The organism is Lelliottia jeotgali, assembly GCF_977070485.1.
The window spans coordinates 336,988-360,105 of record NZ_CDRVFO010000004.1 but is presented as its reverse complement, the minus strand read 5'-3'; the positions used below and the strand labels follow the sequence as shown (position 1 = coordinate 360,105).

General features: G+C 57.5%; 20 protein-coding genes. 10 read left to right on the top strand and 10 right to left on the bottom strand.

Annotated elements, in window-relative coordinates:
* Positions 1-12: 12 nt before the first annotated feature.
* Together ACW4TB_RS08820 and ACW4TB_RS08815 are read left to right on the top strand one after the other, a co-directional pair.
* A complete protein-coding gene (locus tag ACW4TB_RS08820; RefSeq protein WP_455828302.1) occupies positions 13-5,520 on the top strand; it encodes a DEAD/DEAH box helicase in 5,508 nt (1,835 codons plus the stop codon).
* Positions 5,521-5,871: 351 nt separating this feature from the next.
* Positions 5,872-6,993, top strand: coding sequence for a hypothetical protein (locus tag ACW4TB_RS08815; protein ID WP_455828303.1), 1,122 nt, complete (start codon positions 5,872-5,874; stop codon positions 6,991-6,993).
* A gap of 221 nt (positions 6,994-7,214) precedes the next feature.
* Here the strand turns inward: ACW4TB_RS08815 and ACW4TB_RS08810 are convergent, their stop codons facing one another.
* Positions 7,215-7,490 carry a transposase gene (locus ACW4TB_RS08810; protein WP_455828304.1) on the bottom strand — a complete coding sequence of 92 codons (276 nt, stop codon included), beginning with the start codon at positions 7,488-7,490 and terminating at the stop codon, positions 7,215-7,217.
* Positions 7,491-7,715: 225 nt separating this feature from the next.
* On the opposite strand from ACW4TB_RS08810, the gene ACW4TB_RS08805 reads away from it, so the two are divergent.
* Positions 7,716-8,309: a DUF6088 family protein gene (locus ACW4TB_RS08805; protein ID WP_455828305.1), complete on the top strand. Its 594-nt coding sequence runs from the start codon at positions 7,716-7,718 to the stop codon at positions 8,307-8,309.
* A 327-nt stretch (positions 8,310-8,636) separates the two neighbouring features.
* Here the strand turns inward: ACW4TB_RS08805 and ACW4TB_RS08800 are convergent, their stop codons facing one another.
* Positions 8,637-9,089 carry a hypothetical protein gene (locus ACW4TB_RS08800; RefSeq protein WP_455828306.1) on the bottom strand — a complete coding sequence of 151 codons (453 nt, stop codon included), beginning with the start codon at positions 9,087-9,089 and terminating at the stop codon, positions 8,637-8,639.
* Positions 9,090-9,174: 85 nt separating this feature from the next.
* On the opposite strand from ACW4TB_RS08800, the gene ACW4TB_RS08795 reads away from it, so the two are divergent.
* Positions 9,175-9,405, top strand: a complete 231-nt coding sequence (locus ACW4TB_RS08795; protein ID WP_455842946.1) for a helix-turn-helix domain-containing protein — start codon at positions 9,175-9,177, stop codon at positions 9,403-9,405.
* Positions 9,406-9,723: 318 nt separating this feature from the next.
* Here the strand turns inward: ACW4TB_RS08795 and ACW4TB_RS08790 are convergent, their stop codons facing one another.
* The 8 genes from ACW4TB_RS08790 to paaY all read right to left on the bottom strand — a co-directional run bounded on the left by ACW4TB_RS08790 (position 9,724) and on the right by paaY (position 16,540).
* Entirely contained in the window at positions 9,724-10,035 is a 312-nt protein-coding gene (locus tag ACW4TB_RS08790; protein WP_455828307.1) for a hypothetical protein, read from the bottom strand.
* A gap of 236 nt (positions 10,036-10,271) precedes the next feature.
* Positions 10,272-11,585: a site-specific integrase gene (locus ACW4TB_RS08785; protein WP_455828308.1), complete on the bottom strand. Its 1,314-nt coding sequence runs from the start codon at positions 11,583-11,585 to the stop codon at positions 10,272-10,274.
* 180 nt (positions 11,586-11,765) lie between these two features.
* Positions 11,766-12,221 (bottom strand): antitoxin Xre/MbcA/ParS toxin-binding domain-containing protein, encoded by a 456-nt coding sequence (locus ACW4TB_RS08780; RefSeq protein ID WP_455842945.1) that lies wholly within the window; start codon positions 12,219-12,221, stop codon positions 11,766-11,768.
* Positions 12,222-12,345: 124 nt separating this feature from the next.
* Positions 12,346-13,551 carry an integrase gene (locus tag ACW4TB_RS08775; protein ID WP_455828309.1) on the bottom strand — a complete coding sequence of 402 codons (1,206 nt, stop codon included), beginning with the start codon at positions 13,549-13,551 and terminating at the stop codon, positions 12,346-12,348.
* 388 nt (positions 13,552-13,939) lie between these two features.
* Positions 13,940-14,146 (bottom strand): membrane protein insertion efficiency factor YidD, encoded by a 207-nt coding sequence (gene yidD, locus ACW4TB_RS08770; protein ID WP_279931604.1) that lies wholly within the window; start codon positions 14,144-14,146, stop codon positions 13,940-13,942.
* The gene (locus tag ACW4TB_RS08765) at positions 14,143-14,385 is read right to left on the bottom strand and encodes a hypothetical protein (RefSeq protein ID WP_028688855.1); all 243 of its coding nucleotides are present in this window, start codon (positions 14,383-14,385) and stop codon (positions 14,143-14,145) included. The genes yidD and ACW4TB_RS08765 overlap by 4 nt, the downstream gene beginning before the upstream one ends.
* Before the next feature lie 554 nt (positions 14,386-14,939).
* Positions 14,940-15,863 (bottom strand): phenylacetic acid degradation operon negative regulatory protein PaaX, encoded by a 924-nt coding sequence (paaX, locus tag ACW4TB_RS08760; protein ID WP_190273307.1) that lies wholly within the window; start codon positions 15,861-15,863, stop codon positions 14,940-14,942.
* Between the two features lie 77 nt (positions 15,864-15,940).
* On the bottom strand, positions 15,941-16,540 hold the full coding sequence (gene paaY / locus ACW4TB_RS08755) for a phenylacetic acid degradation protein PaaY (RefSeq protein ID WP_254465766.1): 600 nt from the start codon (positions 16,538-16,540) through the stop codon (positions 15,941-15,943).
* 346 nt (positions 16,541-16,886) lie between these two features.
* On the opposite strand from paaY, the gene paaF reads away from it, so the two are divergent.
* The 6 genes from paaF (at position 16,887) to paaK (ending at position 23,095) form a co-directional block, all read left to right on the top strand.
* A complete protein-coding gene (gene paaF, locus ACW4TB_RS08750) occupies positions 16,887-17,660 on the top strand; it encodes a 2,3-dehydroadipyl-CoA hydratase PaaF (protein WP_012314477.1) in 774 nt (257 codons plus the stop codon).
* Between the two features lie 37 nt (positions 17,661-17,697).
* Positions 17,698-18,489 (top strand): 2-(1,2-epoxy-1,2-dihydrophenyl)acetyl-CoA isomerase PaaG, encoded by a 792-nt coding sequence (gene paaG, locus ACW4TB_RS08745; RefSeq protein ID WP_279931611.1) that lies wholly within the window; start codon positions 17,698-17,700, stop codon positions 18,487-18,489.
* A gap of 1 nt (position 18,490) precedes the next feature.
* Positions 18,491-20,008 (top strand): 3-hydroxyacyl-CoA dehydrogenase PaaH, encoded by a 1,518-nt coding sequence (paaH, locus tag ACW4TB_RS08740; RefSeq protein WP_279931613.1) that lies wholly within the window; start codon positions 18,491-18,493, stop codon positions 20,006-20,008.
* Complete coding sequence (gene paaI, locus ACW4TB_RS08735; protein ID WP_254465769.1) at positions 20,001-20,456, top strand: hydroxyphenylacetyl-CoA thioesterase PaaI; 456 nt, start codon at positions 20,001-20,003, stop codon at positions 20,454-20,456. The genes paaH and paaI overlap by 8 nt, the downstream gene beginning before the upstream one ends.
* Positions 20,449-21,669 (top strand): 3-oxoadipyl-CoA thiolase, encoded by a 1,221-nt coding sequence (gene pcaF, locus ACW4TB_RS08730; RefSeq protein WP_039603752.1) that lies wholly within the window; start codon positions 20,449-20,451, stop codon positions 21,667-21,669. The genes paaI and pcaF overlap by 8 nt, the downstream gene beginning before the upstream one ends.
* 106 nt (positions 21,670-21,775) lie before the next feature.
* Positions 21,776-23,095: a phenylacetate--CoA ligase PaaK gene (paaK, locus tag ACW4TB_RS08725; RefSeq protein WP_039603753.1), complete on the top strand. Its 1,320-nt coding sequence runs from the start codon at positions 21,776-21,778 to the stop codon at positions 23,093-23,095.
* Positions 23,096-23,118: the final 23 nt, after the last annotated feature.

Here is a 23,118-nt window from a genome sequence, read left to right as displayed (position 1 = left end):
GGAGGGATTTCGATGAATGAAGCATTGGGTGTCCACGAGACAGCAAAAAGTTTGGCTGCGAGTCTTCGACAATACATCGAAGCGCAGTATCACATCCGTGATGAAGGGCTCGTCAGAGAGCGCCATGCTCTGCTAATGCGGCCTAAAACTATCGTCCAGACACCTTATGTAGAAGCGACGGCGGTCTACAAAGTAGGCGATCCGTTTGATCAACTCCCCATTCCGCAGGTCGCCTCCGATACGCTCACTCAATTGTCGCTCATGGGGCTGGGGCTGTACCCTCGCCCCTACGAGCATCAATCGCAGGCGCTCACCGCATTTTTAGGTGCCGAGGCAGCAGACCTAGTGGTGGCAACGGGTACGGGCTCCGGCAAAACCGAAAGTTTCCTCATGCCAATCATTGGTCAATTGGCCATCGAGGGGGAGCAACGGCCCCAGTCAGCGCAAATGCCGGGTTGCCGGGCCCTGTTGCTCTACCCCATGAACGCCTTGGTAAATGATCAACTGGCACGGATTCGACGCCTCATAGGCAATACTCAGGCCTCGTCGATTTTGACGCAAAGTCGTTCCCAGCCGATCCGTTTCGGAAGCTATACCGGGCGCACCCCGTATCCAGGAGAACGCTCCGATAAACGCGACGTGCGCTTCATAGAGCCGCTGTTTGAAGAGTTCTATAACAAAGTAGCCGTTAAGCCAGCTGTGAAAGCTGAATTGGTCAGAATCGGACGCTGGCCGAGTAAGGACCTGGGAGGGTTCTATGGTGCCTCGGCCATTGAGACTAAGACCTATTCCTCAGGGAAGAAGCAGGGCGACAACTACACCAAAAAGCATTGGGACGGCCGACTTCAGACCCAACCCACTGATCGCGAGATGATGACGCGCCATGAAATGCAGGCTCGCTGTCCTGAGCTACTGATTACCAACTACTCCATGCTCGAATACATGCTCATGCGACCGATCGAGCGCGATATGTTCGAACAAACGAAGGCTTGGCTCAAAGCGGACCCGCGCAACGAATTCATCCTTGTTCTGGATGAGGCCCACATGTACAGGGGAGCCGGGGGAGCCGAGGTGGCATTGTTGATCCGGCGCCTCTGCGCGCGACTGGACATTTCCCGAGAACGTATGCGATGCATCATGACCAGTGCGAGCCTGGGCCCCGCAGACACCGCCGCAGTGGACGGTGAGCGTTTTGCACGGGATCTGACGGGCCTGGCCGACACATCGCCGAGACGCGTCAGGGTAATTCAGGGAACCCCGGAGCAACGTGGTGTCGCTCAGGCAGCGCCATCCGCACAGCTTGAGGCATTGGCAGATTTCAATCTGGCCGATTTTCAACGCTCGGCCGAAAATCTCAATGTTGCGACTGAAGCTGCGGCGGATCTCGCCCAGCGGCTGGGCTGGAGCCAGCCGCCGCGCGGGAATCAAGCTGCATTGCGCAATTGGCTGTTCGAACAGCTTACGGGATTTGAACCGCTGGAAAACTTGATCACCGCGGTATCGGGGCGCGCGGTCCGTCTCGACGATTTGAGTGACCAGCTGTTTGGCAATCATCCATCGATCGATGCGGAAAAAGCCACCGACGCGCTCCTGGCACTGGGCAGCTACGCACAGCGGAGCACGGATGGCCGGGTATTACTGCCGACACGCCTCCACCTCTTTCATCGCGGGTTGCCAGGTCTGTTCGCTTGCGTGGACCCTGCCTGTTCCAAGCGCTTGGGCCAGCATGATGGGCCGACCATCTTGGGCCGACTGTATACGAAACCGTCAACTCAGTGCGGCTGCGCGGCCAATGGCCGGGTATATGAACTGCTCACTCATCGTGATTGTGGTGCCGCTTTTCTGCGCGGTTTTGTAAACGAAGACGTGGACTTCGTTTGGCATCAGCCCAGCGGCCCGTTATCCGACGGTGCGGTATCAAGGCTGATGCCGATCGAGCTGTGCGTGGAGGACACCATCCATCCTCGCAGTCGACATATCGAGAAATGGCTGCACATGGCCAGTGGCAAGCTCTCGGATGAACAGCCGAGCGACGAAACTGGGTTCCGCAGAGTCCGCGTGCCGGATAAACCGGCGGACGCTGGTGACATGACGTTTGACCACTGCCCGGTCTGTACTCGCAAGCTAAAAAACGCCAAAAACGCCCCTTCAAAGATCATGGATCACCTTACCAAGGGTGAAGCGCCGTTTACTGCGCTTGTGCGGACGCAAATGGCGAAGCAACCTGCCAGTCGAGCCAAGGATAAACGGTACCCGAACGCCGGTCGTAAAGTGCTGATTTTCTCTGACGGTCGACAAAAGGCTGCTCGGCTAGCACGCGATATTCCACGCGACATTGAACTCGACGTGTTTCGACAGGCTGTCGCTTTGGCTTGTGAAAAACTCAGGAGAATAGGAAAACCCGCCAAACCCACGGCCTTACTCTATCTAGCCTTCCTCAGCGTCTTGACCGACCACGACCTACCGATGTTCGATGGAGGTGATTCGAGAAGGGTCGAGAATGCGCGCAAACTATTTGATGATAATTATGATTCCGACCTGGTCGAAGCTATTGAGGAAAATTTTACGCCCCAGGAAATCCCTGCGCGTTACCAGATTGCTCTCCTTAAACTGCTTTGTGGCAGCTATTACTCGCTGACGGGGACAATGGTCGGCTTCGTTGAGCCTACCGCCCCCAAACTGCGAAAACTCGGCCAGCACTTGTCCACGGCCGGGCTCACTATCGGCGAAACTAACCTTCGGGAATTGGCGGTAGGGTGGATTGACTCGATGTTGCAGGAGTACGCCTTCGACAAATCCATTGAGTCCGTGTACCGCTGGAAAGCCGCCGGTTATGCCAATTCGGCCTGGGGCAGTAGCGGTCAGTTTGGCAAAGCTTTGAAGGAGAGTCTGGTCAACCACTTCGGCTGGTCAAGTGAAGTGGTGCAGCGTGTGGAAGCGATCTTCCGCGATCAACTGGCGGAAGAATTCGAAGGTGCATGGTTCCTGGTGCCTGATTCCTTAGCTGTGGTCGTCGATTTAGCCCACTGCTGGGCGCAATGCGCTGACTGTACTGCGCTGACACCCTTCGCTTTAGCGGGCAAGGTATGCCTGGCGTGTGGTAGCGACGCAGCGTCACCCCTCGATCCGAAGAACAGTGATTATGTCACGGCGCGTAAAGACTTCTGGCGGCTTCCAGTGGCCAGGGCGCTAATGCCAGGCGCAGAGCTGTCCAACATGAGCGTCGAAGAACACACCGCGCAATTGTCGAACCGTGACCGTAGCCGCGTGCATGCGACCACAGAACTCTATGAGATGCGTTTCCAAGACGTGCTGATTGAAGATCGAGATCGCCCGATCGACGTCCTCAGTTGCACAACGACGATGGAGGTAGGAGTCGACATCGGCTCGCTGGTTGCCGTAGCGCTGCGAAACGTCCCTCCCCAACGGGAAAACTACCAGCAGCGCGCCGGTCGGGCAGGGCGGCGCGGTTCCTCGGTTTCAACTGTAGTCACCTACTCCCAGAACGGCCCGCATGACAGCCACTACTTCTTGGACCCGGAACGTATCGTGGCCGGTCCACCTCGAACACCGGAGGTGAAGATCGATAATGCGAAAATTGCCCGCCGGCATATTCACGCCTATCTGATCCAGACCTTTTTTCATGAAATCATGGCGCAATGCAATGGTCCGCTGACCGAGAAAACCTCGTCACTGCTAAAAGCGCTGGGACCGACTGAGGATTTCTTTTGCAGTATCGAGCGAACCGGGCCGACGTTGTACAGCTTCGAGGCCTGGGTGACTCGCCGGGTGCTGGCCGGTGATGGCGATCTGCGCGAGTCCATTGTCGCTTGGCTACCGCCGGGGTTGGATACTCGCGGCCTTTCATTGATGGACTGGTTGGTTGAGATCAGTCAGGCGTTGCTGGTGGAACTTAAGCAACTGGGCACGACCGTCGTAGCGACTATGCAGCCTGATGATCTCGCTGAACAAGAGATTGTGGAGGGTGAAGACCTCCGTCCGAGTGTCGAACAGGCGGAGCTTCTGGAGTTCCTGTTTTTCCACGGCTTGCTTCCCAGCTACGCGTTCCCGACCAGTCTTTGCAGTTTCCTCGTGGAAAAGCTCAGCAAGAACACGCGGAATCGATGGGAAGTACGCACGGTGCAACGCCCTCAACAGTCCATCATCAAGGCCTTGAGCGAATATGCCCCGGGGCGCCTGATCGTTATTGACAAGAAGACCTATCGCTCGGGCGGCGTCTTTGCAGATCTACCAGCGGGTGTCGTAAATCGTGCAGGCCCTCTCTTCGAGAATAAAAAACCGCACACACACTGCAAAGCCTGTTCCTTCGTCCGTGACCCAAACCGGTCAGCTAAAGACCAGATGACCTGCCCCGTCTGCGGCCAACAGTTGGTGACTGAACAGATGATCGTGCCTCACGTGTTCGGGCCGGAGGGCGCTGCCGACTTGCCGGAAAATGACCGCGAGCAGGAAATTACCTACGCGACGATGGCCCAGTTGCCTCAACCTGTAGACCCGGAGATTTTCAGCTTTTCTGGCTGCGGCCCGTCTGCAAGCTTCACCCATGCGGTCGACCGTACGCTTGTTACCGTCAACCGAGGCAAGGAGGGGGCAGGGGAAGGAGGCTTTTCAGTCTGCATGGACTGCGGTCATGCCTCGGTCTTTGATCAAGAGTCGAAAGCGGGAGCACATGACCGCCCCTACAGGCAACTCGGTCCTAAAGGAACGCCGGAGAAGTGTTCTGGCCAGTTCGCACGTGTTTTGCTCGGCCATCACTTTAACACGGACCTCTTACTGTTACGTCTCAGAATCGCAGAGCCCATCGTGATCGATACGGTAGACAGGGTGGTGCTGCATATTCTCGAAGATGCTTTGCATTCACTTGCCGAGGCACTGCGGCTAGCGGCCAGTCGGCACCGGCAGTTGGATCTGGATCCTGCCGAGTTCGGCTCTGGCTTCAGGATTGAGCCAGCGCTGCAGGATGAAGCCCGTATCCTGGATATCTTTTTGTACGACACTTTATCGGGGGGCGCTGGGTATGCAGAGATCGTGGCGCGGCACATGGTCGAGATTTTGGACTCGACGCTTGAGCTGTTGGAAAGCTGCACATGCGAGACTTCCTGCACAGAATGCCTTAATCACTTCCATAACCAACACCTTCAGCACCGCCTTGATCGGCATTTGGCGGCAATGCTCTTGCGTTACGCGGTACGTGGAGAGGTTCCAACCTGTTCGTCGGCCAACGGCCAGTTGATGAAGCTCGCTCAGCTTCGAGCCAGCCTCGAATTGGCGGGATATGCCTGTAGGGTTGGCTCTATTCCGTCTGCACCATTGCTGGTTGAGTATCAGGGTAAAATTGTGGCGGTGGGCTGCTACCCGGGGCTGATCGATAGCCTTGAGCGCCAGCAAGCCAGGGCAGGCACCGCAGGCGCCCATACGGTAATCGGCTTGAATGAGTACCTGCTACGCTCGGATCTCGCGACCGCCCAGTTGAGAGTTCAGGCGCTTTTAAAAGCCTAGTTCAGAGGCTTAGCCACGTGGTCCGTAACGCGCTAGTGATGGACCACGTGGCTTTATGTGCGTACCCACAGCGTCATCTTGAATCGTGGCGGTCAAATCGCCCGTGTAGCTAGCGCACCAGTGTACAAGTCTTTGGCTGCAAGCGCCTCGACAAGCAGAGCTCCGCAGGTTGCGTCTCGCTGATGGGCCAACCGGGGCACTCCTGGTTATCATGGCGAATGCCCAACGACAATTAGAACATCCGCACACATGTCAGCATCGATATCATACGCCGCGCCACATCCAGCACTCTCTCACCTCTCGATCGATCAGATTTGTGAGATGCACGCCCTTTTCATGAAGGGTGCCACCGTGAAGAGCCTGCTGGCTGAGTACGGAATTAAAACCACGCAAAAGCAGCTTCAGCCGCTGCTACCTCTGCGGATCTTGAATGACCAACCATGCCCGGGTTGCGGCGCCCCCTTACAACAGAAATGGGCAACAAAAACATACGGTTTACCTCCGGCATTCTGCAAGCCATGTGGCCATCAACAGCTCAATATTTGCACCTGTCGGTACTGCCTGCGCAAGCGACTCAAGCGTGCAAACCGAGAGTGGTCTGATGAGCGAGTGCCGTACTCACAGCTTTGCCTCAAACACAAAATACTACTTATGGCACTGCTTTTGACCCAACAGGACGACATTGCGGGCGTAAGTGAAATCAACTCGATCGGCCCTTTTGCGCCAGGCTTCAGCAGCACCGAGGGTTTCATCGGTGAGTTGTGGAGTGCCGGAGCCATTGTGCTGACCCGTGCCCCCGAATGGGTAACCTCGAACTACCGCTCAGAATGGATGTATGTGCCAGAAGCGTACGGTTGGTCGAGTAATGTCAGCGCGAACACTGCAGAAGAAAAAGCGCTGACCGCAAGGGAGATCATTGAGCGCCTGCGTAGAGACTTCGATACCAATCTGCAGCTTTCTGATGAACCGGAGCTGATTGCCCTGATCAAGGAATTGGCAGAACACGCTGGCTTTGCCTACCTGGAACAGCAGATGGGTAAAGAGAAGCTCGATATCAGCTCTGTGGCGGCCACGCGGAAGGTGTTGCGTTGCATGATTGAAACATTACCTTTGGCAGATATTTGCGCCATAGGGTGGCAGGCTGCCAAAAACTGCGGCAGGGCCTACACCAATAAGTTTGCTACTAGCCGAAAACATGCGGCCAACATGCTGCCCGGGCAAATGGCTCGCGTTGCCGAGTCCCGAGAACTTAAACCCGACATCTGGAAAGTCGACCGCGCATTCAACCGTGTTTCTCGTATCGAGCGTGTGCTCCATGATGAGCTCTTCGGCGGCCAGGACACATTTTTCAACTGGCCGCTGGATCGCTACCGCGAAGAAGTCGTTTTGCCTCGACTGCAGAGTAGGCAGAAAGTCACACCCAGTAGAGTTCCGTCACAGACTTGCCCGCCTGCTACTGTACCGAAGGGGTGATGGTTTTTCGCGGCGATACGCTAAAGGCTGGTGAAGTTGCTCAAATGCACAATTCCGGGCGAAATCAGTGACAGGCCAGCAACACGCCAACGCCGTCAGGTACCAGCACCTTTATCCGGCTGGCGCGGCGATTGGCGAAGATATAAGCGCAGTGCGGCTTCGCCACACCGAAGACTGCGACGACACGGGCTCGGTGGCCAGCCAGATGGTATCGATGCGGATCATTTGATGAGACCGCGAATCAAGCGTGCGCAGCCATCAGGATCGACATTGGGCCAGGTCACCGTAAGCGTTTGTTGTTTGAAAGGAATTTCAATAAGCGCCAACGTTGGCTGGGCAGGTGCAGATTCGGGCTTCATCGTCAGCGGTACGAATGCCGGTAACGCGTCCGGTTGACGGTCACGATAGAGCGGTATCCATTTGCGCACCAGGTTGGCATTGATGCCATGGCGCAGTGCGATGCTGGCTATCGACACGTCATGTTGGAGCCATGCCACTGCACGCCTGAGCGCGCGCCCACACTTGGCTTAAGCTGCTGGTTCTCGTCGTTCGGTTTTAGGATAGAAGAACAGCGGTTCAAGGTCATCCAGTTGCAACAAGTGGTCGGTGTACCCGTCCACCTAAACTGCAGCTAATGGTCTGATGGAATCGTGCCTAGCCCAAACAGTAGCCTGCATATCGCTTAGCGTGTCCATACAGAAAATCGGGAGTTGGAGTCATCTATGTCTGTCGCTGAGTCTATTGCTAAACGGGTCAAGCACATGAGGAAGGGGAAACCTTTTACCAAAGCTATTTTTGCAGATGAGGGCTCTCGCACTTCGGTTAATAAAGCACTGTCTCGGATGGCGCGCAGCGGCTTGTTGGAGCGCGTGGCTCGCGGCATTTACATGCGGCCTAAAGTAAGTGAGTATACTGGTAGGAGTGTTCGAGCTAATCCGATAACAGTCATGGAAACGGTTGCAAAGGCCAGCGGCGAGACAATTCAGATTCATGGCGTGGAAGCTGTACGAATTCTGGGACTTAGCACCCAGATGCAGGTTCTACCAACTTACTACACCAGCGGGTCGACACGAGAAATTAAAATGGGTAACGCGGTAGTTCGGTTGCGTCATTCGTCTTGGCAACGTCTCCAGCAAGCTGGGACCCAAGCGGGTTTAGCCTTGTCTGCGCTGTTTTATCTTGGAAAAGAAGGAATGACTGACCAAGTCACCGGTAAGATCCTTTGCTCGCTTAGCGCTGAGGAATACAGCAAGCTCATGGCCTGCAAGATGCCCAAGTGGATGCGGAAGGTATTGGCCGGGTTCTCACGGGAATGATCAGCCACTGAAGCGGTCACAGCGCTTCTGTGCACTTACCAGGCTTTGCTCACCGCATCTTTTCTGTGGGCCCTGCCAATAATCCTAGTGGTTCAGCATCCCGACCAGCAGCTACTGCTTTCGAGAGAAATCTTCCACTCCGGCACGTATAGGATTCAGATTCTAAGATAGATTTGGCCTCTTGAATAAATTGCGCTTGGAGCTTCCATTTCGAGGTTTTGATCTTACGGCGCCCTTTCATAATATCTCCGTCATCGCAGATCCCGGCACAGGTTCCACAAAATGATGGAACACACTTTGTCCTGCTATCTCGTCTCCAAGGACTGACTAGCGCTGGAGGTCACGCTCAGCCGAAAACAGAATGCTATAGGGCGCCAAATTCTTATCAAGATCGTCCCTCAGCGAATAAATGGTCCCGCTTGCCACTTGATAGACGAGAACGTTTGATCCGTCCTGGGGGGCGGTAGCGATCCCTGCCATCGTCAGTGGCTCCATAAGCCAGGTTGATTGTTTATTGACGTGGGGAGGAGTTACCAGTTGAACCTCTTCAACCCACACCCGATCAGACTGCGCATCGATGAACTGTTTCAGTTCATGTGCATGGTACATCATTAGCATGCTGGCAAAATTTTCACGCCCCGACCTATGCACAACCTGCATATAAAACCAAGGCATTATCAGCTCCTGCTCAACGAAGCTCCACACCCTTTGCCCGGCGGGTGACACGGGCTCATCTGGCAGGTCGAACGCAATTTCCGCACGCGGATAGGTAGTGAACATGGCAACCCCCCTAAAATGAACACTATAGATTGTAGCCCTATAGGATTCGATAGCGCTTCATCGTTCCTTTTGTGGGAACGTAAAATTGGAACTCAGCATCGCGTTCGGCCTTGCGCTCAAAAAGGTACGAAACAGTAGAAATCTCACGCAAGAGGATTTCTCTACCGTGAGCAGCCGCACGTATCTCAGCTCGCTGGAACGAGGCCTGAAAAGCCCTACGCTGGAGAAAATCACAGCTAGCAGGTACGCTCGACGTGCACCCGCTCACCATCCTCGTAGCCACATACGTCGCGCGGGACGCCAACCTGGACGTTGAGGGACTTTTTCAGACAATCAAAGATGAATTGGCTGGGATGAGCTCTCTCGACGACCTATCGAAGTGATGCTCCAGCGCACCCAGCAGTCCGGCTATGGCTGGTGTTGAGTCTTTTCTGGAGTGTGGTTGTGGGTTCAACGTGATCAAGCGGGGTAGGGTAGAACAGGCGATGCTCCACTTGAGTTATAAGACTGCGAAGCCGGCGCAGCGGATGCTGGCCGTGACCTGTTACCCACGGCTCAGCCCCGGCCAAAACCCTGGACTGCAGTCTGAAGCGTTGGGTATCGCTTCCGGCCGCTTGCCATTTGCAGAGGGTATCTATCGGCTCCCGGCGTCACCGAAATATTCATCCTTTGCGACCAGACCGAGATTATCGGTAAGATTTTCACCGTCCTCGCTGAACAGATGTTGAGTTCGCCGCTCCTGCTTGAGGTAAGCCAACGCTTGGAAAAAGCAATCCTCACACAGATGCAGTTCATAGCGCTCTCCATCATGAGCAGTGCCATAGCCCCAATGTGCTTGTAAGGTGCCGAACTGATGCACGCCAGTATCCAAGCGGGTGGAGCATCGGCATACATCGCACAGGACATCTGTAACGGCCTCCACTTGCACTGTTCCGGTTATTTTCATCGCTGACTCCTAAAAATATCTCGATCTCCCGCTTACAGCATACAGCCACCGGGACGGAGCGTAGGTCAGCCGTTGTCGTGCCCATAGTCGTTTACTGCGGGTCATGATCATGCTGGCGATGGAGTTGAAATCCCCGCGGGCATGTACACCTGCTCACGATCGTCGTAGCCACATACCGGTGGGCGTGGATCGAGTGGCCACTGAAGAGGTAGGCGTCTACGGTAAACGCCATCTATTCAGAGATCACGATCTACAATGCTCAGGTCTTTGTTAGACCGGTGGCGTTGTTCGTCAATGCTGTGGTAGTAATTGTTCACCGTAGTGGACAAGCTTTCGTGACGCAAATCAGCCTGCAGGTCTTTATCATTACGAACTTTTGCATCGAAGGTTGCTGATGTATGACGGAGCCAATGGGTCGAGGCAGAACGTAGGGCATCTATCTCGTCCTCAGTGCGATCCTCCTCCTTCATTCGACTTAGGGCCTCATCAAAGACACTCTGCACCAAAACACGAATGTGTCCTTCAGACAACCCTTCTCGACCATGATGAGCGCGGAGGAGGGGGGTTGCGTCATCCGAGGTGGGAGTAACAGTTAAGCCTAGATAAAGACGATACCGACGCATCCAGACATCGATATATTCATTTTTAACACTGATCTTGGCAATTTTATTTCCCTTGCCAATCACGTGAAACCACCAGGCGCCGGATGAGTCCTTCCGGAAATCACTCATTAAAGGTTGCCAGTTATCACGACCAGCTAAGTCAGAGATACGGAGGTACATCGAAAAGATTGTTGAGACGATGAATAAGGTACGCTCATGCTTATTCGGATCAGCATTCGCCATGCCTTCAGCCGTATCAAGAACGTAGCTCCATTGGAGTGGGGTCAAGGATTTAGCTTTTTGAGTCCCGGAAACACGCTGCTTATACCTGGATTTCTGCTTAATGGCTCGAATGGGGTTGACGCTTTCAGTCAGGCCTTCATCAGTACAGAATTGGAAGAAGCTGCCGCATACCGCAAATATTTGAGCGATGGAGTCTTGAGCCAGCTTGCGTGGCTGCGGCTCAACCTCACGGAGTGTCTCTTTTGCAATTTTCGCGGATCTTTTACTGATGGTAAAGAAAAAAGGACGCCATTGAGGATTGGCAATATAGGTGTCTGTGTCTTTAGCTTTGCGGCCTCCGATGCGCTTAAATCGGGCCTTGACGATTGGACCGATCCACTCAGCCGGAGGCTTGATGCAAAACTCCATGAAACGTTCGCCATCCTGGCGTTTCATCTCCATTAGCGGTTTTTTTGCCACGATGAGACACCACAGAAGCATTCGCTCCACATGGGTGCGGTAAGAATTGTAAGTAGCCTGGTTACCCCCGTACGATCGGAGAAAACTGCGGACCGCTAGATAGCCCTCAAGAGACTTAAAGGCTTCAGGGAATGACTTGAGGAATTCGAGGACTGAAGGCTGCTCAGCACTCAAATTGCTATGATTTAACTCTTGGAACCGGTCGTAGGTTTCAAAAAGCGGAAATGGTGAAACTGCAGTAGCCATTGGAAATCCTGGGGTGGATGCTAGTGAATCGTACAACTGAACCTCCGGCGACTGCAATATTCGATTCTGACAATTATCGAATATTGCAAATCAGCTTCCCCGTACAAGCCTACCTATGACGCCCGGATGTAGCTGCTGACAACGAGGTAACGCGATAGGGGTCACAGAGCATGAAAAGGACTACTGGTAGACCCCCAACTCAACTCGCCCTAGGTAGCTTTCAATTGCTCTAAATCCAATTGGGTTATCCACCAGAGTGAGTGGAACGAGATCTGCCAAGTACCTGCAGGGTTTTTGAAGCCATTCTTCGGCAAGCGGTAGACTGCCAAAAACCGTGGTTGCCTGCTCAAGAACCTTGGCGAATTGAAAGGCTATTGCGCTCTGTGAGGTGTTGAGCCTTGAGGTCCCGTCATCAGTCTTTTTTGGCTTCGACTTGCCCAAAATTCGATGAATGACCTTTGACGAGGTGTAGAGCTTGGAAGTGGAGACCATGGCGAGCACGTCCTGCAGCGCAAAGCCTTCTTTTGCCAACAAAAAAATGTCGAGCTGGCTTAGCTGCCCGCTACTGATCTGAGTCAGATACTCTGTAGGCTTCCGAGCATCGGACTCATGGGCTGACGCAGTCATTTGGATCATTTAGCTGACTCTGTCATTGGTGGACGCTAAATAGGTTAGGTGCAATCCATTCTAGGCGGTTTTGTGAAACGTTTTCGATACCATGGCCTCAGCGGACCGCCTATTGATCTATAAACTGGCGAAATCACTCCCGGTAGTACCTCCCATATACGTAGGCCAAGCTGACACTGCCCAACTGTTTCTGTAAGGTGCTGGGAGACTTATCCTGAGATTTCTGTTTTGCGCCGCTGTTCCTGAGCCATCGAAGTGATACCGCACTTAATGCTGCTAAGTCAGCTCCATCATGTCCCTCAGCCCTTAATTTCTGAACAACCTCGCTCATTGCCGCCTGAACGATTTCCTTGATCCGGCGATGACTCAGTCCTGGCCGACCATTTGTCGTTTCTAACAATGGTTCTGCTTCGCCGAGGATCGGTAGAGGAGAAAGTCCTCGACTGCTGCGATACCGGCTCAAGTATTCGAGGAAATCGCTATCCACAGGGACTTTAATTGGCGGAACCCTCGCCTCTAATACAAGCCACCAGCGCGTACCATCGAAGTGGAAATCATCCATGGTAGGGTAGGCGCCCCTTGTTTTTGCTAAATCAGAAGGTCTGAGGTAAAGGTACAAAGCTGTAGCCACTATGAACAACGCTCGCTCACCCTCCGGGTGACGCGTTGCATTCAGCTCTAAATGGCGAAGAATTAGATTGACTAACTCCAAGCCAATCACTAAACGGGTCGGATGATCAGCAGAAACGCCACGGGCATCAGAGTGCCGTGCCGCTACAACGGGATTCGCAAGCGCTAAGCCCTCTCTGTGTAGAAAATTATAAAACGAGCTACAAATGCTCCTTAACTGTCGAAGCGTGCTTGTGAGTCGGATGGATTTGTCCGTTTCATATTCAGCTTCAGAGCTCCACGATCGGGATTGCAGACGTTCATGCATGGGCCGCCAATCGGGGTTTACGCTCCACAGCTCATCTGTTGCCAGGAAACGAGCTCTAGGGACATCACCGACCCAGTCAGAGGACGGTTCTTCACAAAAGGTGATGAATTGTGAGAATTCTTGGCAGTTGAGCCTCATTGCTGACTTTTCAAGGTAAATCCAGCTCCACAGTAGCAAGCGTTCAATAAACCCTCGGTAATTTCCGAAGGTGCCTTGTGACTTGCTATGCATCGAAAGAAAGTATCGCGCGCTGCGAAAGTCTCGGGGAGCCTCCACTTGTCCGGGAAACTCATATAAATACGAGCGAACGCTAGGATAGGTTCTGAAGTAGTAATCTTCCTGCCAAGTCATGGACTCAGGCGTTCCGAACAGGGGCTCAGGGGCTCTGAACTGATCTGGCATCTGCAACTCCACCGGCGAGGTCTAGCGGCTTTGATCCAGTGTAGCAGAGCGAATTTTTTATCTTTTTTATCTTTTTTTATCAGGACATGCGGGGGTGTCAGTATCTTTTTTAAGCTTTACGAAACGCCGCTCGCTGAGTACGACAACCTGAGTCATCAAGGTAACGTATTGAATTTTATGGATTAATTTTAAGCAGGATTCGTATCTTTTTTTGTCACGAGCGACAGAAGTGAAGGTCAGCAACCGAAGAGCGAACATACACCATTTAACATAATATGCATTATGCGCATCTTCGTATGGAGCTGCCGGGCCCGTGGGTGGCCAGATTGGAAGCCAGGCCAAAGCGGTTGCTTCGACCTGGTACGTCAGTGGCCAGTCTGACTAGCCATCACGGATAGTCTTCACCGCCGTTGGGAAACTGGCACCGATGGATACGGTTCAGTGCCATCTTCCAACCACGCACTGCACCGTGCTTCTCGATAGCCAGCAACGCGTAATTCGAGCAGCTAGGCTCGAATCTACAAGCGTTTCTGAGACGATTCGGTGCCACCCGTTGATAAAAACGAATGACACCAACGGATAGCCCGACGATCACCGTGGCTTACGGAAAGAAATGACGTAGTAATTAGCCATCGAATCTTTTTTGCCAGTCAACGCATCGAAGCAGCCAGCTTTCACAGACACACCGATCGAGTCGATCCGATAGAACTCCCAGCCCTGAGCGGCATATTCGTTGACGACCTTTTCCAGGTAGACCGCAGCTTCATTGCCACGATGCTTGCTTGCTTGCACCTCAATGTTCGGGGGAACCTGGACCATCTTATAAACGTACATCGCATCTTCCTTGCATCAGGGGCTTGATTGACATCTTGTCAGCCAGGGTGGCCAGCAAAATGACGTCAATAGTAGCGATGAGACAGCTGTAGCTCAAACCCCCGTACTCATTAGAATCTAGCAAGTGGTAGGCATCCACGAACGCTAGCGGGCAGGCTTGAGCGTTAGCGATCACGCATAAGCTACCCTGCCCTTATAATATGCCCCCAAGGAATAACTAAACTAAATATTCATTTAGTTTAGTTATATTCCAGCTTAACTTGTGCTGGGACTTTATTGATTAAACAGTCCGTACTCGCTCAGCTGAGCATCCGCACCGAACTTGCTCGGCCTGATCCCGCGTCAGGGCAAAGTGGGCGTGGTGGCTGAGCAGGTTTGCACGGCTGATCTGGCTGCCCTCACGGCCAACAGCCATGGCCAAGGTTTGTGCCGGCCCTTTTTCGAGCATGGGCAGTACGTCGTACATCGGCGACAAACGCCGCCCGCCGGCCACCCAGATCACTGCATGGTTGTATCGGCGCAGGCGACGGGGAAATTGAGGGGAAGCCCCGGCTTCAGCCCAAACCACCAAACCGCCTGTAGAAGCTCTCGTTAACATCCGGCAACGGCCCGTCTGCCGTCTCCAGTGCGCTCCCCAGCCACGCTTCCGCCCTGCCCCACACCAGACGATAGAGGTTACGGCACAATTGGCGAGCAGCCCTGCCTTCCCAGTCCCCAGGCAGCAGCTCATCCGGCAACTGCGGGTCGCGCAGCAGCAGCCGACGGTACTCATGAATCAACAAGGTGCGCGCCAGGAAGCAGTCCTGGGCATCGAGTTCCTTCTGCTCCTTGAGTGCCTGCCACAGCGGTCGGAACAAGCGGATGAACTCGCTGTAGTGCTCGCCCAGTTCCTCGATCCGCCAGCTTTCCCTAACCTGGGCGCGCATGGCCTTTGAGGCCAGTACTTCCTGGGTGTGGGTTTCGAAGACGATGCTGTCGTCAGTGGCGTCCAGCTCGCGCAAGGTGGTCGCCAGGTCGGCACGATCAGCGCGCGGGCACCCCAGTACGTTCGGGGCGATGGCACCGTAGCCCTGCCACTCCAGCTCCTCGCGCACGGCCTTGCGCTTGCTGGCCTCCAGCTGCGACAGCAACACCAGCGTCCAGGCGCCGTCCCAGGCTGGCAGGCTCGCGCTGTAAACACGCTTGAAAGCTTTTTCGAAACGGCGCCGGCCGGTGCCGGTGAGGCTGTAATAGCTGCGCCGGCCGACTTTCTCGGCGGTCAGCCAGCCTTCCTTGGTCAGGCGGAAGATCGAGGTGCGGATCAGCCGTTCGTTGATGCCGATCGGCTCCAGCAGGTTAATCAGGCTGCCCAGCCAGACCGTGCCACCATGCGGCTCGATGGCGTCGCCATACAGGGTGATGATCAGCGAGCTCGCGCGGATCGGCGTCTGCTCCTGGAAGCGGGTGATCAAGGTATTGAGGGGGGCAAGGCTGCTCATGGGGGAACTGTAAGCCGATGGAGCCCCGACTATACCTGCCCGCCGTGCCGCCTGGCCATTGCCAGTCACCACCAGGCTCATGCCTGCGCCTCGCCTTTGGGGCGAAAGCCGCAATCACCCATGCGTGGGCGCTGCTCCTCGACTTCGCTCAGGGGCGGGCATTCGACCAGGGCGGCACTGCAGCGCTGAGCCAGGCGCTGGTATTCGGCTGTGCCGCGTTGCTTCCAGGCGACCTCTTGATCGCTGAGGGTACGCTTGGCCTGTGCCGGCGCGCCCATTACCAGGCTCTGCTCGGGGCATTCGAAGCCAGCCTTGACGAAGGCCGTGGCGCCGACGATGCAGCGTGGCGCGATGTGTGCGCCGTCCATGATTACCGCATTCATGCCCACCAAGGCATCGGCGCCAATCCGGCAGCCGTGCAAAACCGCGCCGTGGCCCACATGACCATGGCGCTCTATCACCGTATCGCCGCCAGGGAAGCCGTGCATCACGCAGGTGTCCTGCAGGTTGGCACCCTCCTCCAGGACGATCCGGCCAAAGTCGCCACGCAACGACGCCAGGGGGCCGACGTAACACTGCGGGCCGATGATTACATCGCCGATCAGCACGGCCGTCGGGTGTACGTACGCCGTTGGGTGGATCACCGGGGTCAGGCCGTCCAGCCGATAGCAAGGCATGTCACACCTCTCAAAATGATTCAGTAAGTGGGGTGATCATGTATCACGATAAATGTAACCGTCAATTACTGATTCCTTGTATCGCTTTGCGATGCACACCATTCAGCCTATAAAACCTGTCGTTTTCCTCGTAATTATTGGGCCTCCACAGCATCAGCCGGGCTCAATTGGCAGGTAATCTTCACACAAAGAGACACGCAATACGATTTTATGTGTTGCAGTCATGTATCGCATAAGGCATATACTGGACCTCATACGGGCAGGCCTCAGCGTTTTCCCCTGCCCCTGCAGTCAATTCCAATAAATGCCGGCCCATGTGCCGTGCGTGCAGCCTGAGGAAACCGACATGCCTCGCTATCTCGTTGTGCAGGCGCCTGAGGACGGCGTCCGGCTAATCACCCTGCAGCGGCCCGAAGCCCTCAACGCGCTGTGTACCGAACTGCTCGCCGAGCTTGCGGCCGAGCTGGAAAGTGCCGAGCGCGACCCGGCAACCCGCGCCATAGTGCTCACCGGCAGCCGCAAGGCCTTCGCTGCCGGCGCCGACATCCGTGAAATGGCCGAGCGCGACCTGGTCGGCATCCTCAACGACCCACGCGTCGCCTATTGGCAGCGCATCGCAGGCTTTGCCAAACCGCTGATTGCAGCGGTCAACGGCTTCGCCCTGGGCGGTGGCTGCGAGCTGGTGATGTGCGCCGATATCGTCATCGCCGGCGAAGACGCACGCTTCGGCCAGCCCGAAATCAACCTCGGCATCATCCCCGGCGCGGGCGGCACACAACGCCTGGTGCGCGCGGTCGGCAAGCCGCTGGCCATGCAGATGGTACTGACCGGCGAGCCGATCACAGCCCGGCAGGCACAGCAGGCCGGCCTGGTCAGCGAGCTGACGCAACCTGAGCTTGCCGTCGAGCGCGCCCTGCAAGTGGCGGCCAGCATCGCCCGCAAGGCCCCGCTGGCCGTGCGCCTTGCCAAAGAAGCCCTGCTCAAGGCCGGGGACACCGACCTGGCCACCGGCCTGCGCTTCGAACGCCACGCGTTCACCTTGCTGGCCGGTACCGTCGACCGCGACGAAGGCATCCGCGCCTTCCAGGAAAAACGCCCGGCGCACTTCTTGGGCCAGTAACCCCCTCTTCCCCACCGACTGACGGAGCGAGCCTGTCATGGCTTTCGAGCACATCCTGTTTTCCATCGAGGACGGTGTCGCCCTCCTCTCGCTGAACCGGCCTGACCAGCTGAACAGCTTCAACACGCAGATGCACAAGGAAGTGCGCGAGGCGCTCAAGCAGGTGCGCCAAGACCCGCAGGTGCGCGTGTTGCTGCTGACCGGCGAAGGGCGTGGCTTTTGCGCCGGGCAAGACTTGTCTGACCGCAACGTCGCGCCTGGCGCGCAAGTGCCCGATCTGGGCGAATCGATCGAGGCGTTCTACAACCCGCTGGTGCGCGCCCTTCGCGAGCTGCCGATGCCGGTCATCTGCGCGGTCAACGGCGTGGCGGCCGGTGCGGGCGCGAACATTCCGCTGGCCTGCGACCTGGTGCTTGCGGCCCGCTCTGCCAGCTTTATCCAGGCGTTCTGCAAGATCGGCCTGGTGCCGGACTCGGGTGGTACCTGGCAACTGCCGCGCTTGGTCGGCATGGCTCGGGCCAAGGCACTAGCCATGCTCGGTGAACGCCTGAGTGCGGAAAAAGCCGAGCAATGGGGCCTGATCCACCGGGTGGTCGACGACGCCGCACTGCGTGACGAGGCGCTGGCCCTCGCTCGCCAGCTGGCGACCCAGCCGACTTACGGGCTGGCCCTGATCAAGCGTGCGCTGAACGCCAGCATCGACAATCACTTTGACCAGCAGCTCGAACTTGAGCGTGACCTGCAGCGCCTGGCCGGGCGCAGCGAAGACTACCGCGAAGGCGTCGCAGCGTTCATGGCCAAGCGCGCACCGGCCTTCAAGGGGTGCTGACATGAGTGCACTTGAAAGTAACGCCCAGGTCGCGGTGATCGGCGCCGGTGCGATGGGGGCCGGCATCGCCCAGGTGGCCGCCCAGGCGGGGCACCCGGTTTGCCTGTATGACAATCGCCCAGGCGCTGCGGCCTTGGCCGTGGAAGGCATCGACCGTCAACTCGGCCGCCTGGTCGAAAAAGGCAAGCTCGACGCTGCCGCACGCCAGGCGATCAGTGCGCGCTTGCAGCCCGTGGAAACGCTCGACGCACTGGCCGATGCGCAGCTGGTAATCGAAGCGATCGTCGAAAACCTGCAGATCAAACAGGCACTCTTGCAGCAGCTTGAAGCCCTTTGCAGCGACAGCTGCATATTGGCCAGCAACACCTCATCGCTATCGATCACCAGCCTGGCCGCCGGCCTGCGGCGGCCAGAACGGGTGGTCGGCATGCACTTTTTCAACCCTGCGCCGCTGATGGCGTTGGTCGAGGTCGTTTCAGGCCTGGCCACTGCCCCCGCTTTGGCCGCCACGCTGTACGACACGGCCACTGCCTGGGGCAAGCAGCCGGTGCATGCGCGTTCAACGCCGGGCTTCATCGTCAACCGGGTGGCGCGGCCGTTTTATGCCGAGAGCCTGCGCCTGTATCAGGAAGGCGCCGCCGACTGCGCAAGCCTCGATGCGCTGATGCGTGACGCCGGTGGTTTCCGCATGGGCGCTTTCGAGCTGACCGACCTGATCGGCCACGATGTAAATTACGCCGTGACCTGCTCGGTATTCGACGCCTTTTATGGTGACTTCCGTTTCCAGCCCTCGCTTGTACAGAAAGAGCTGGTGGATGCCGGGCGTCTTGGGCGCAAGAGCGGCCAGGGTTTCTACGATTACAGCGAAGGTGCGCTGCGGCCGCAGCCCGCCGAGGTGCAAAGCACGGCGCGTGTCGAGTGCTGCGTGGTCGAAGGCAGCCTGGGCGTTATGCAGCCCTTGCTGCAGCGCATCCAGGCCAGCGGCGTCCAGGTCACTGAGCGCCCGGGCAGTGGTCTGCTGCGGGTAGGTGATGCCACCCTGGCGTTGTCTGACGGCCGCCTCGCCAGCCAACGCGCGCGTGAAGATGGGCTGCGCAACCTGGTGCTGGTGGACCTCGTGCTGGATTACAGCAAGGGCGAACGGATTGCCATCAGCACTTGCCCCGACACCACCCCAGAGGCGTGCGAACACGCCGTGGCGTTGTTGCGCCAGGCGGGCCTGAAGGTTTGCCTGATAGCCGACCTGCCGGCCCTGGTGGTGTTGCGCACCGTCACCACACTCGCCAACGAAGCTGCCGATGCCGTGCTGCAAGGCGTCGGCTCGGCAGCCGACATCGACCTGGCCATGCGCGCTGGGGTCAATTACCCGCGCGGCCCGTTGGCCTGGGCCGAGCAGATCGGCATCGGCTACACCCTGCGCGTGCTGGACAACCTGCAGAGCTGCTACGGCGAGACCCGCTACCGCCCTTCGCTGCTGCTGCGCCGCGTACATGCCCAAGGAGGCCGACTGCATGACTGAAGCCCAACGTACCCCAGAGCAACTGGCACGCGCCTGCGCCGATGCAATGTTGTCCCGCGACCGCGCCACCCAGGCCCTGGGCGCTCGGCTGCTCGACGTCGGCCCCGGCCAGGCCCGCCTGAGCATGCCTGTGCGCGCCGACATGATTCAGGGCCACGGCAGTTGCCATGGTGGTTTCTTGTTCAGCTTGGCGGACTCGGCGTTTGCCTTCGCCTGCAACAGCTACGACGAAGCGACCGTGGCCTTGAACTGCAGCATCGACTACGTGGCACCGGCTTTCGAGCAGGACGTGCTCACCGCTACCGCCAGCGAAATCACCCGCAAGGGCCGCACGGGGCTGTATGACGTACGCCTTGAAAACCAGCGCGGCGAACTGATTGCCCTGTTCCACGGAAAATCCTACAAAGTGCGCGGCACGGTGTTGCCGCAGGAGACCCAGGATGACTGACCAGACTTTCGAACAGGCGTTGATCATCGACGCCGTGCGCACGCCGATCGGCCGTTATGGCGGCGCTTTAAGCAGCGTGCGCGCCGACGACCTCGCGGCAGTGCCGATCAGGGCGCTGATGGCCCGCCATCCCGAACTCGACTGGGCCGCCATCGATGACGTGATCCTCGGCTGCGCCAACCAGGCGGGCGAAGACAACCGTAACGTGGCTCGCATGGCTTCCCTGCTGGCCGGCCTGCCCGATGTGGTGCCGGGCACCACCCTCAATCGCCTGTGCGGTTCCGGGCTGGATGCCGTCGGCAGTGCCGCCCGCGCCCTGCGCTGCGGCGAGGCTGGGCTGATGTTGGCCGGCGGCGTCGAGTCGATGTCGCGAGCACCTTTCGTCATGGGCAAGTCAGAGCAGGCCTTTGGTCGCAGCGCCGAGCTGTTCGACACCACCATCGGCTGGCGTTTCGTCAATAAACTGATGCAGGCGCAGTACGGCATCGACTCGATGCCCGAGACCGCCGAGAATGTCGCCGCGCAGTTCGGTATTTCGCGTGAAGCCCAGGACGCCTTCGCCTTACGCAGCCAGCAAAAGGCGGCTGCCGCCCAGGCAAGGGGCCGGCTGGCACGGGAGATCGTGCCGGTCGAGATCCCACAGCGCAAAGGCCCGGCCAAGCTTGTCGAGCATGATGAGCACCCCCGCGCTGACACCACCCTGGACCAGTTGGCCAGGCTCGGCACGCCGTTCCGTGAAGGCGGCAGCGTGACAGCAGGCAACGCTTCGGGCGTCAACGACGGCGCTTGCGCCCTGCTGCTGGCCAGCACTAATGCGGCCCGCCGCCATGGCCTGAAGCCGCGCGGCCGGGTCCTGGGTATGGCCGCCGCTGGAGTCGAACCGCGCATCATGGGCATCGGCCCGGTCCCGGCGACCCGCAAGGTACTTGCGCAAGCCGGCCTGAGCCTGGCCGACATGGACGTCATAGAGTTGAACGAGGCATTTGCGGCCCAAGGCCTGGCGGTGCTGCGCGAGCTGGGCCTGGCTGACGACGACAAGCGCGTCAACCCCAATGGCGGTGCTATCGCACTGGGGCATCCGCTGGGCATGAGCGGCGCACGGCTGGTGACCACCGCCCTGCACGAGCTGGAAGAACGCGGCGGCCGCTACGCCTTGTGCACCATGTGCATCGGCGTTGGCCAAGGCATTGCCCTGGTCATCGAGCGCCTCTGAGCACATCAGACCAATGGCCTGAGACTGAACACGACACGGGCAGTATGCTGCCCGCATGACACTCAAGGCCTTAGCGCCTACGTACAAGAACAATTCGAGTGAAGCCATGAACATGTACCACGATGCCGACCGCGCCCTGCTTGACCCGATCGAGACCGCCAGTGTCGACGAGCTGCGCCAGCACCAGCTGGACCGCCTGCGCTGGAGCCTGAAGCACGCCTACGACAATGTACCGCTGTACCGCCAGCGTTTCGACGAGTGCGGTGCCCACCCTGACGACCTTACCGCGCTGGAAGACCTCGCCAGGTTCCCCTTTACCGGCAAGAACGACCTGCGCGACAACTACCCCTATGGCATGTTCGCCGTGCCCCAGGAAGAAGTGGTGCGCCTGCACGCCTCCAGCGGCACCACAGGCAAGCCGACCGTAGTCGGTTACACCCAGAACGACATCAATACCTGGGCCAACGTGGTCGCCCGTTCGATCCGCGCGGCCGGTGGGCGCAAGGGGGATAAGGTGCACGTGTCGTACGGCTACGGCCTGTTCACTGGCGGCCTGGGCGCGCACTATGGCGCCGAACGGCTCGGTTGCACGGTGATCCCCATGTCGGGCGGCCAGACCGAGAAGCAGGTGCAGCTGATTCGCGACTTCCAGCCTGACATCATCATGGTCACGCCCTCGTACATGCTCAACCTGGCTGACGAGATCGAACGCCAGGGCATTGACCCGCACGACCTCAAGCTGCGCCTGGGGATCTTCGGCGCCGAGCCATGGACAGATGAGTTGCGCCGCTCGATCGAGCAGCGCCTGGGCATCAATGCCCTGGATATTTATGGGCTGTCAGAGATCATGGGGCCAGGGGTGGCGATGGAATGCCTGGAAACCAAGGACGGGCCGACCATCTGGGAAGACCACTTCTACCCCGAGATCATCGACCCGGTCAGCGGTGAGGTGCTACCGGACGGGCAGCTGGGCGAACTGGTGTTCACCTCGTTGAGCAAGGAAGCGCTGCCAATGATCCGCTACCGCACCCGCGACCTGACACGCCTGTTGCCGGGTACGGCGCGGCCGATGCGGCGGATCGGCAAGATCACCGGGCGCAGTGACGACATGCTGATCATCCGCGGGGTCAACGTATTCCCCACGCAGATTGAAGAGCAGGTGCTTAAAATAAAACAGCTTTCAGAGCTGTATGAGATACACCTGTATCGCAATGGCAACCTGGACAGTGTCGAGGTGCATGTGGAGTTGCGTGGCGAGTGCCAGGCACTCGACGAGGCGCAGCGCAAATTGGTGGTGGCTGAGTTGAGCAGGCAAATCAAGACCTACATCGGCATCAGCACCCACGTGCGGCTGCAGCCTTGCGGCACACTCAAGCGCTCCGAAGGCAAGGCATGCCACGTTTACGACAAGCGCTTGGCTGGCTGATCGCTCAGCGCTGAGTCCTTTTT